At 69.8% G+C, this 10,218-nt stretch carries 8 protein-coding genes; 6 read left to right on the top strand and 2 right to left on the bottom strand.

Features of this window, described 5'->3' with window-relative positions; all coding sequences use genetic code 11:
* Positions 1-103: 103 nt before the first annotated feature.
* Positions 104-3,166, bottom strand: a complete 3,063-nt coding sequence (locus tag VIW71_RS23695) for a Tn3 family transposase (RefSeq protein WP_331624588.1) — start codon at positions 3,164-3,166, stop codon at positions 104-106.
* 482 nt (positions 3,167-3,648) lie between these two features.
* Entirely contained in the window at positions 3,649-5,358 is a 1,710-nt protein-coding gene (locus VIW71_RS23690) for a PucR family transcriptional regulator (protein ID WP_414720822.1), read from the bottom strand.
* A 398-nt stretch (positions 5,359-5,756) separates the two neighbouring features.
* Here VIW71_RS23690 and VIW71_RS23685 point away from each other — a divergent pair, with 398 nt between their 5' ends.
* The 6 genes from VIW71_RS23685 to VIW71_RS23660 all read left to right on the top strand — a co-directional run.
* Positions 5,757-6,182 carry a glycine zipper family protein gene (locus VIW71_RS23685; protein ID WP_331624586.1) on the top strand — a complete coding sequence of 142 codons (426 nt, stop codon included), beginning with the start codon at positions 5,757-5,759 and terminating at the stop codon, positions 6,180-6,182.
* A 69-nt stretch (positions 6,183-6,251) separates the two neighbouring features.
* Positions 6,252-8,168, top strand: a complete 1,917-nt coding sequence (gene dnaK, locus VIW71_RS23680; RefSeq protein WP_331624585.1) for a molecular chaperone DnaK — start codon at positions 6,252-6,254, stop codon at positions 8,166-8,168.
* A gap of 10 nt (positions 8,169-8,178) precedes the next feature.
* The gene (locus tag VIW71_RS23675) at positions 8,179-8,763 is read left to right on the top strand and encodes a nucleotide exchange factor GrpE (RefSeq protein ID WP_331624584.1); all 585 of its coding nucleotides are present in this window, start codon (positions 8,179-8,181) and stop codon (positions 8,761-8,763) included.
* Positions 8,764-8,769: 6 nt separating this feature from the next.
* Complete coding sequence (locus tag VIW71_RS23670; protein ID WP_331624583.1) at positions 8,770-9,705, top strand: J domain-containing protein; 936 nt, start codon at positions 8,770-8,772, stop codon at positions 9,703-9,705.
* Positions 9,705-10,073 carry a chaperone modulator CbpM gene (locus VIW71_RS23665; RefSeq protein ID WP_331624582.1) on the top strand — a complete coding sequence of 123 codons (369 nt, stop codon included), beginning with the start codon at positions 9,705-9,707 and terminating at the stop codon, positions 10,071-10,073. Before VIW71_RS23670 ends, VIW71_RS23665 begins: the two co-directional genes overlap by 1 nt.
* The coding region (locus tag VIW71_RS23660; protein WP_331624590.1) for a Clp protease N-terminal domain-containing protein at positions 10,064-10,218 on the top strand (155 nt) is incomplete at its 3' end. The genes VIW71_RS23665 and VIW71_RS23660, both read left to right, overlap by 10 nt.

Raw genomic sequence — 10,218 nt, 5'->3', positions numbered from 1 at the left:
GCAACCCCAACCGACCCCGGTAACCCGGCTCTGAAAGCGACACGCCCCACCAGCGACCACCGATGTGCCGCGCCCGCCGCGGCCCCGGCCGGTGCCGGGAGATTCATGCGGCCGGGGCTGCGGCGGAAGCCATGTCGTCCTGCGGCTGCGGATCGGGGTCCGTCACCAGGCCCAGGTCCAGGCGTCGGGTCATGTCGAGTTCGAAGCGGCCGTAAGGGTTCACGTGGGTCCACCAGAGCGGGGACAGGGCCCGCCGGTCGGCCTCGGTGAGCAGGTCGGCCCACTTCGGCTCGGCCAGGACCTGCTGCATCAGCAGGGTATTGACGTGGACGAGACTGCTCTGCAGGAGGTGCAGAGCGAGCATGGAGACCTCCTGGCCCTCCTTGTCGTCGCCGGTCAGGTCGCCGTCCTTGCCGTAGAAGAGGTCGGAGTTGGCCGAGTTCCAGTTCTCCACGACCTGCAGGCCCTCGTGGATCTCCTTGCGCATCTCCACATCGCTGAGGTAGTCGCAGATGAACGCCGTGCGCACCACCCGCCCCAGCTCCTCGATAGCTTGGTAGGTCGGGTGCTTGGGGCCGCCCTTGGTGAACCGGCGCAACACCTGCTCGGCCTCGGCGGTGCCCAGCCGCAGGGCGGTGGTGTACTTCACGATCTGGTCGTACTGCTGGGCGATCAGGTCCCAGTCGATGGTCTTGCCGGAGAGCACCGGTGCCAGCGTGGGCCAGTTCTTGTCCTCGCCGGCCACCGGCCGGTACAGCCGGGAGCGGCCGATGTTCTTCAGCCTGGGCATCAGCCGGAAGTCCAGCATGTGCGCGAAGGCGAACCCCACGATCGAGGCGCCGTGGGTGTCGGTGTACTGCCGGTCGACCACCATCTCGGTGCAGTGCCGCAGCACGCCCTCGATCATCGAGGCGACCTCGGAGGCCGAACAGCTCTTGAGCTGGGAGTAGACGCACACCGACTTCCGCTCCACATGCCAGTAGATCATCACCCCGGGCCCCCGGTACCGCTGGTGCCACTCCGTCATGAAGTTGCTGGACCACGCACCGAACTTGCGGCTGTCCGAGGCGCACGCCGTCCCGCTGCCCCACCACCCCTCCTCGCGCGCGGCGAAGGTCGCGTTGACCAGCTTGACCAGCGCGGCGCGCATGTTGCCCCGGTTCACGAACAGGTGCCGCACCCGGCGCAGGGTGGCCTCCGTCTCGCCGTGCTTGCCGGTCACCGCGACCCGCTTGATCCCCATGTTCGTGCCCAGCCCGAACAGCACCAGGAGCAGGCGTCGCCGCAGCACCTCGCGCGACAGGTTCTCCCTCGTTGCTACCGTGGTGAACTCCGAGATGAAGTCGGTGTCGAACTCGGCGTACTTGAGGATGTCCAGCAGGTCGATGGTGCCCCAGCGCCGCTGGACCTCGGTCTTGATCGCGGTCAGGTTCTCCGGCTCCTCCTGCTTGGGCCGCGGCGAGACCCTGATCCAGCCCTCGCCGTTCTTCCTCACGATCGCCACCCCGCCGGTGGTGTCCTCCACCAGTGCCTTCTCCAGCCGGTCCATGGCCTCGCGGTGCTTCTTCTGCAGCGCCGCGATGAACTCCGCCGGGTCCTGGGGCTTTTGGATCGCGTCGTAGTGCACGTCCCGGTTGTCCTCGAAGTCCTGCGGCAGGTCGTCCTCAGGGTTGCGCCACCGGTTCGCCCCCACCACCCATATCTCCCGCCTGCGCAGCGCGTCGCGCAGGCTGACCAGTACGCACAGCTCGTACGGAATGCGCTCGACCCGGCCCTTGTCGTCGACCACCGCCGCCCGCCACTGGTCGGGCACCACCCCGTCGAGTGGCACCGTCTCGGCCGCGTCGAAGAACGCCCCCTCTTTCGCGATGGGCTGTTCCAGGTACCGCTGGAGCAGGTCGATCGCGTCCATCACCGGCCGGTAGGCGGTGTTGTTGCACTTGAGCGTCAACGCCCGCAGCAACGGGGTGAGCATCCGGCGCCAGTGCGAGGAGTACGCGGAGCGCAGCACCGTGCGCACCCGCGCCTTGTACTTCGCCTCGTTCGCCGCGGCCTCCGCCACCAGCGCCTTCATCGTCTTCTCGCTGACCACCGGGAAGACGACCTGACGGACCGTGCCGGACGGCTGGGCCATCGACGCCTCGGCGACCCGCAGCATCATCGCCTCCTTGCCGCGGACCTTCTTCAGCTCGTCCGTCAGCTCCTTGTCGACCTTCTTCTCCGCCCTGGTGTTGATCTTCAGCACCAGCTGGGTGAACAGCTCCACCAGCGAGTCGGTGATCTCGGTGTGCCGCACATGGCACAGCGCGGCCAGCAGCGTCAGCCTCATCGGCGGATGCATCCGCGCCATGTTCGCCGGGTACTCCTTGGAGGCCCGCGCCCGCCAGGCGCCCACCTGCTTCTCCGACACGTCCGCGAACAGGTCCGCCGGCATCTCCAGCCGGCGCACCCGCTGCAACTTGTCGACCTCCGCGAACAGGCTCTCCAGCCCCGGCGCCCCCGGGTCGGCCTTGAGCTCGGTGAAGAAGGACCGCCCGCCGCCGACGCTCGACGCCTCTGCGGACTCCTCCTCACCCTCGCCCGGGTCGAGCAGGTCCTCTAGGCGGGAGCGGGTCGCGTGCGAGAGCCGGTCTACAGTCCGGCGGCAGAACTTCGCATCGAAGTCCCGCGTGGCCTTGGCCACCAGCCGCCGTACCTTGGCCGGCGCGGGCGGCTCGATGTGGTCGTTGCGACAGCGCGCCACCACCGCCTCCGCCAGCCGGTCCCGGGACATCTCCACCCCACACAGCTCCGCGCTCAGCCACTCGGCCAGGCTCTCCTGGTCCTGCTCGGTGGACTCACGGAAGTCGAACGCCTCGCGGATCTCCGCCCGGTGACGGGTGGCCGCCCGGCCCTGCCAGTCGTAGGCCGCCCATTCCTCCGCCGCCACCTTCACCTGCTGGGCCACATACGCCACCGCGGCGGTCGGCACCTCCCTGTCGGACTCCGGGAACCGGGCCTCGACCTCGAAGAACTTCAGCAGCATCGCAAAGCCCAGCCGGTTCGCCCCGGACTTGTTCCGAAGCTTCTTCGTATCGTCTTCGAGCAACGTCCAGACCTCAATCAGGTCCTCCGGCTCCCAGTCCTGCCGCACCCGCACTCCCTCGCCCAAGCTGATGATCGCCACAGCATGGCGAGTACAGGTCAGGCACCGAAGGGGTTACGCGGAACCGTCGCCAGACGGTTACGTTCAGCTACTTGTCGGTCAGCGGCAGCTATACGAGAACCGGGCCCAAATCGGGGGGAGGCCCTTCCGCTTGGCGGCGGGCGGTGATGTGGCTTCGGTGGTCGGCGGGGGCTGCGTTGCGAGGGCCGTTGCCCAGGTCCGGTGGGGTCAGTGGCCAGCTCGTCCGCCTGCCGGTGCCGACATGCCGAGAGGCCGTGGGAAAACGGTGAGGCCTGACGTGCGACCGCACGCCGGGCCTCACCACCCACGTCAGTGCTGATGCACCCCGTGGGGTGCCACCAGCACACCTCATATGCGGGCAGTTTCCGCAGCTCGGAGGGGCTGGACGGCAGGCGATCAGGCCGCAACATCGACTTTGCCTCACAGGCGACCTGTTCGAGTGCCGGGCTGACCCGCAGCGCCGGCCCTCCGGTTGCCCGCGGTCAGCGCCGCCCGCCCAGGATGATCTTCCAGACGCGCGTTGCCACCTGCAGATTGAGCCGGGTGTCCACATCCGCCAGGTCGCGGTCGCTGATCTCACGGATGCGCTGCAGCCGGTAGCGCAGGGTGCTGCGGTGGACCGTCAGCGCGGCGGCCGCATCGTCGTAGTTGCCTCCGCAGTCGAAGTAGCGCGAGAGCGTCTCCACCAACTCCGTGTCGTGCCCTGCGTCGTAGTCGATCAGATGGCCGAGCCACTCTCGCACGAAGTCTTCGAGCTCCCGGAGATCGTTTCCGGGCCCCAGGATCCGGTACAGCCCGAGGTCGTCGAAGAACGTCGTCCCGCTGCGCTGGCGGGAGTTCTGCCGCACATCCAGGGCCCGCAGTGCCTCCTGATAACAGCGGGGAATGCCGTCCGGGGAGTCGCAGCGGGTGCTCACCCCGATCGCTCCGTCGGGCGTTCCCAGCTCATGGGCCAGCGCCGTGTACATGGCATCGTCGTCGGGCCTCGCTTCGGTCAGCAGGACCATCCGGTCGCCGCGACGGGTGATCAGCGGACGGGTCGCCGAGGTGGCCGTCGCTTGCTCGACGGCACTGGTGAAGGAGCTGTTCGCGGCGTTGCCCGGCCAGTGCACCACGACCACGTAGTGGGTACGTTGCAGGTCATGGCCGATGGCTTCGGCTCGGGCGTAGGCGCTTGTCTCGTCAGTGCCTTCCAACAGGTCGTCTATCAGCTCACGGCGCAGCCGCAGTTCGACCTCGGCGAGTTCGCGCATATGCATCAGTTCCTGGGCGAGCGACCGCTGGGCGTGATCCAAAGCGAACATTGTGTGCTCGTTGGCCGTCGCTTCGGGGTCCTCGAGGGCGAGTACGCCGAGGAGGTCGCCGCGTGGCCGGGCCAGGGCGATCAGCCGGTCCTTGACTTTGACCGGGCCCGCCTCGCGCGCGACCTGCCGCAACATCTCTTCCTGGTCGGTCGAGGAGCGCACCGGATAGGGGTCGGGCCGGTCGGGACCGGCCCAGGACCTCAGGTTGCCGAACCGGTCCTCGATGAGCGACGGCAGCCCGGTGAGGTCGTACAGCGCTTGGGTGATGGCGTCCTCGCCGCCGCCCCGGGCAGCGACACGGGCGAGGGCCTCGTGCACGGTCTTCTGCAGGTGCAGCTCGGAGCGCGTTGTGTCCAGCTGCCGCAGTGCGGTGTCGCGTTCGGTGCGGAGGCGGCTCAGTTCGCCGGCGTTGTCGTGCTGCGCAGCGCGCGTGGCCGTCAGTGACAGGGCCGCCGATGTGAACCCCACGAGGGTCGAGAGGAGGAAGTGCCCCTGCTCGTCGGGCTCGGAGTGGGAGGAGACCAGGATGTAGCCGAGCAGACCGCCGGCCCCGCGCAGGCCGAACGCCCAGGCCCAGGACCGCTCCGGAAGGGATACGGAGCCGTCAGCCTCGCCCAACTCCTTCATCCGTGCGTCGTCGACCGTTGGCGCTCCCGCGTCGTGGCCGGGGACGCGGGACAAGCCGTCGCCCGTCGCGAGGTATCCCGCCTCGGCGTGGTAGGGACCAAGGGCACTGACGTGCCGCATGGCCAACCGCACGATCTCACTCTGCTCCGCGCAGGTGAACAGGGTGTGGGACAGCACCAGCAGTCCGTGTGGGTCCAGCGCCGCGAGCGGACGGGGGCCGTGCCGTTCGGTGCCCGCAGTGTTACTCGGGTGACGGGTCACTTCCTGGGCGGAGAAGTGAGGGGACAGCCTCCGTGACGGATGGCAGGCCATAGAGGACTCCGTTTCTCCTCCGGTCATCGGGGGCGATCGAGCGAGTCGTGGGATCCACGCCTGGGCGAGCCCTGAGCACCCAGCCTAGGCAGAACCGTCCGACTTGTCCGGAATTTGAGCCTTGTTCTCTTGGGTCGACCGACTCCCCGGATTTCTGACCTGCCGGGTGCAGGCGGAGCGCGCTGCTCTCTTGCCACTCTGGGCGTGTCAGGGCTCGCCGGGCGGTGGCCGTGGAAGGACTGGCTGATGAACGAGCAGGCCCACAGGACCGTCTCCTCGTACACGACCTACCAGGAGGCGGAACGCGCCGTCGATCACCTTCCGATCAGGTTTTTCCCGTAGAGAGGGTGGCCATCATCGGCCAGGACGTGCGCCTGGTCGAGCAGGTGACCGGCCGCATGGGACATGGCGGGGCCGCGCTGCACGGCGCGGCGGGCGGTGCTCTGCCCGGCGCACTGATCGGCTGGATCTTCGGGCTGCTGAACTGGCTGGACCCGGTCGTGTCGAGACTGCTCCTCGCCCTGTACGGGCTGGTTTTCGGAGCACTCGTCGGCGCTCTGCTCGGCCTGCAGGTGTACGTGGCCCAGCGTGGCCGCCGGGACTTTGCCTCGGTGAGCTTCATGCCGCCCAGCCGGTACGAAGTTGTCGCCGACGACGCGGTCGCCGACGAGGCGGTGCGGCTGCTGGCCGAGCTGCCCAGCGGGACCGGCACCAGCACAAGCAGCGGGACTTGGAAGAGCAGCCGCCCGCGGCGCGGTCCCGCCGTCACCTGAGCGAGTGCGGAAGACCGGGCGCGACTCCGGGGGCGAACAGGGGGCCGCCCGTCGCGGAAGGAGTTCCTCATGGCCAAGGCAGTAGGCATCGACCTGGGCACCACGAACTCGGTGATCGCCGTCTGGGAGGGCGGCGAGTCGACGGTCGTACCCAACAGCGAGGGCAACCGCACGACGCCGTCCGTGGTGGCCTTCACCGACACCGGCGAGCGCCTGGTGGGCCAGCTGGCCCGCCGCCAGGCGATCCTCAACCCCAAGGGCACCGTCTACTCGGCCAAGCGCTTCATCGGCCGACACTTCGACGAGATCTCCGAAGAGGCCAAGGCCGTCGCGTACGACGTGGTCGAGGGAGACGGTGGTGCCGCCCGATTCAAGGTGCGAGACAAGCTCTACGCTCCTGAGGAGATCAGCGCGCAGGTCCTGCGCAAGCTCGCCGACGACGCCTCCAAGCAGCTGGGGGAGCGCGTCACGGAGGCGGTCATCACAGTGCCTGCCTACTTCAACGACGCCCAGCGCACCGCCACGAAGGACGCCGGACGGATCGCCGGCCTGGAAGTGCTGCGGATCATCAACGAGCCGACCGCGGCCGCCCTCGCCTACGGCATGGAGAAGAAGCAGCATGAGACTGTGCTCGTCTTCGACCTGGGCGGTGGCACCTTCGACGTCAGCGTCCTCGACGTCGGCGACGGCGTGGTGGAGGTCCGGTCCACGGCGGGTGACAGCCATCTGGGCGGGGACGACTTCGACCGACGGCTGGTCGACCAGCTCGCCGACGGCTTCCAGAAGGAGAACGGCATCGACCTGCGCAAGGATCCGCAGGCCCTGCAACGCCTGTTCGAGGCCGCCGAGAAGGCCAAGACCGAGCTCAGCTCGGTGACCCAGACGCAGGTCAGCCTGCCGTTCATCACGGCCGACGCCTCCGGGCCCAAGCATCTGACCACGACGATCATGCGGTCCACGTTCGAGCAGATCACCGGCGACCTGGTGGAGCGCTGCCTGGGCCCGGTGCGGCAGGCCATGGACGACGCCAAGGTCAGTGACAGCGACATCGACGAGGTCATCCTCGTCGGCGGCTCCACCCGCATCCCCGCCGTCCAGGCCCTGGTGCGGAGGCTGACCGGCGGCAAGGCCCCCAACATGAGCGTCAACCCCGACGAGGTCGTGGCGATGGGCTCCGCGATCCAGGCCGGGGTTCTCAAGGGCGAGGTCAAGGATGTCCTGCTGCTCGATGTCACCCCGTTGTCGCTGGGCGTGGAGACACGCGGCGGCGTGATGACCAAGATCATCGAGCGGAACACCACCATCCCGGTGCGCCGCACCGAAACCTTCTCCACCGCCGAGGACAACCAGCCCGCCGTCGACGTCGTCGTCCTGCAGGGCGAGCGGGAGAGGGCCGCCGACAACCGGGTCCTGGGTCGCTTCCAGCTCACCGACATCCGCCCCGCGCCGCGCGGCGAGCCGCAGGTCGAGGTCACCTTCGACATCGACGCCAACGGCATCCTCAACGTCACCGCGCGGGACAAGGACACCGGCAAGGAGCAGGGCATCACCATCAGCGAGAGCTCCAACCTCGACCGCAGGGAGGTCGAGCGGATGGTCGAGGAGGCCGAACGCAACCGCGGCGAGGACCAGGCCCTGCGCGAGGCGGTCGACGCCCGCAACGAACTGGACGCCATCGCCTACCAGGTCGAAAAGCGTCTCGGCGAGCTCGGCGACGCCGCGCCCGCACACGAGAAGGCCCGCGCCGAGATGCTGGTGGCCGAGGCCCGCGAGGCGGTCAAGAACGAGGCCGGGGTGGACAAGGTCCGGCCGCTGACGTCCGAACTCCAGCAGGTCTTCGCGGGACTCGCGGCCCACCAGGCGGGAGCCGCCGCGGGCGGTCCGGCGGGCACCGGCTCACCGGACGGATCCGTTCCCGGCGTGGCCGCGCCGGGCAGCGCCGGGGGCGACGACGATGTGATCGACGCCGAGTTCGACAAGGGCTGAGGTGCCCGCCATGCCCATCCCACCCCGGGGCCGGGAGCCCGACCCGCCGCCGGAAGGCGCCGTACAGCCGCCGCGCGGGGATCTTACGCAGTCTGGACCGCCGGCCGAGGAGGCCGAGCCGGGGCCCGACGCCGCAACCGGCACCGCCGCACCCGACGACGCATACGCGGCCGCGCTGCGAGAGGCCGAGGACCGCTGGCGCCGCGCCCTGGCCGATCTCGACAACCTGCGCAAACGCCACGCCAGGGAGCTGGAGCGGGAGGCCCCGGCCGAACGCGCCCGTACAGCTGCGGCCTTCCTGCCGGTCATCGACAACCTGGAACTTGCCCTGAGCCACGCGGCCGCCGACCCCGGTGCGATTGTCGAGGGTGTCCGGGCTGTGCGTGACCAGGCCGTGGACGTCCTGGAGCGGCTGGGCTACCCGCGCCACGCAGAAAGGGGCGTGGCGTTCGACCCGGCCCGGCACGAGGTGGTCGGCGTGGTCCAGGATTCCGACGCCGATCCGAACACTGTGGTCCAGGTGCTGCGACCCGGTTACGGGGAGGCCGAGCGGCAGCTGCGGCCTGCCGCCGTGACCGTCGCCAAGCGGGAGTGACCGTCCATGGCACGCGACTTCTACGAGGTGCTCGGCGTTGCGCGCACCGCCGACCGGGACGAGATCCAGCGGGCCTACCGCACCCTGGCCCGCAGGTACCACCCCGACGTCAACAAGGACCCCCAGGCGGAGGAGCGGTTCAAGGAGATCAACGAGGCCTTCAGCGTCCTGTCCGATCCGGAGCAGCGAGCCCGGTACGACCGCTTCGGCGAGGACTTCCGGAAGATCCCCGAGGACTGGGAGGAGCGGGTCGCCACCGGCGCCGGAGCCGGCAGCGGCTTCCGGTGGCCCACCGGCGGCGGTCCCCGGGTGCGGTACTCCACGGCAGGCTTCGGGGGCGAGGGGGTCGACGTCGAGGATCTGTTCGGCTCGCTGTTCGGCGGCGCCGGGCGGATGCGCGTGCCCGGTGCCGACCAGGAGGCCGAGCTGCCGCTCACCGTCGAGGAGGCCTATCGGGGCGGCCGCCGTACGGTCACCCTTGCCGGGCCGACCGGGCAGCGGCGCTACGAGGTCGACGTGCCGCCCGGCACCACCGACGGGCAGCGCATCCGGCTGGCCGGAGAGGGCGGGCGCGGGAGCGGCGGTGACGCTCCCGCCGGGGACCTGTACCTGAGGGTGCGGATCCAGCCGCACCCCGAGTTCCGCCTCGACAGCCGGGACGTCCACGTGAGGCTTCCGGTCACCCCCTGGGAGGCGGCGCTGGGCGCGACCGTGCCGGTGCCCACGCCGAGCGGCGCCACGGCGAAGGTGACCGTGCCCGCCGGGTCCTCCAGCGGACGGCGCCTGCGGCTGCGCGGCGAGGGCATGCCGGGCCCGCGCGGCGCGAACGGAGACCTGTACGCGGAGCTGCGGATCATGGTGCCGCCCCGGCTGAACGACCGGGAGCGCGAGCTGCTTGAGGAACTTGCCGCTGTCTCCTCGTTCGACCCCAGGAGGACCTGATGAGCGACCGACCGGCCGAGGCCCGCCCGTCCCACGCACGCACGACCGAGGTGGGCGTGCAGTACGCGATCGTGCCCGTACCCAGGCTCTCCCTGGAGACCGTGGCCCGCCGCTCAGGCCTCCATCCCGACCTGATCCGTCGGTTCGTCGCCCTCGGACTGGTGGACGCCGGCCGTGACACCTCCGGACGGCTGGTGTTCGCCCCCACGGCCCCAGCCGCCCTGGCCCGCGTCCAGCGGCTGCGCACCGGGCTGTGCCTGAACTACGCATCCCTCGGTCTGGTGCTCGACCTGCTCGACCGCATCAGCTTGCTCGAAGCCGCGCTGCGGCGTGCAGGCATGAGGAGTGATCTACCACCATGGACATGAACCGCCTGACCCAGAAGTCCCAGGAAGCCCTGCAGGAGGCCCAGAGCGCCGCCGGCCGCCTGGGTCACACCGAGGTCGACGGCGAGCATCTGCTGCTCGCCCTCCTCGACCAGGAGGAGGGCCTGATCCCGCGGCTGCTGCAGCA

This window comes from Streptomyces sp. (assembly GCF_036524955.1).
Lineage (GTDB): Bacteria > Actinomycetota > Actinomycetes > Streptomycetales > Streptomycetaceae > Actinacidiphila.
The sequence above is the reverse complement of the archived record's forward strand: the minus strand, read 5'-3'. Positions and strand labels throughout refer to the sequence as shown.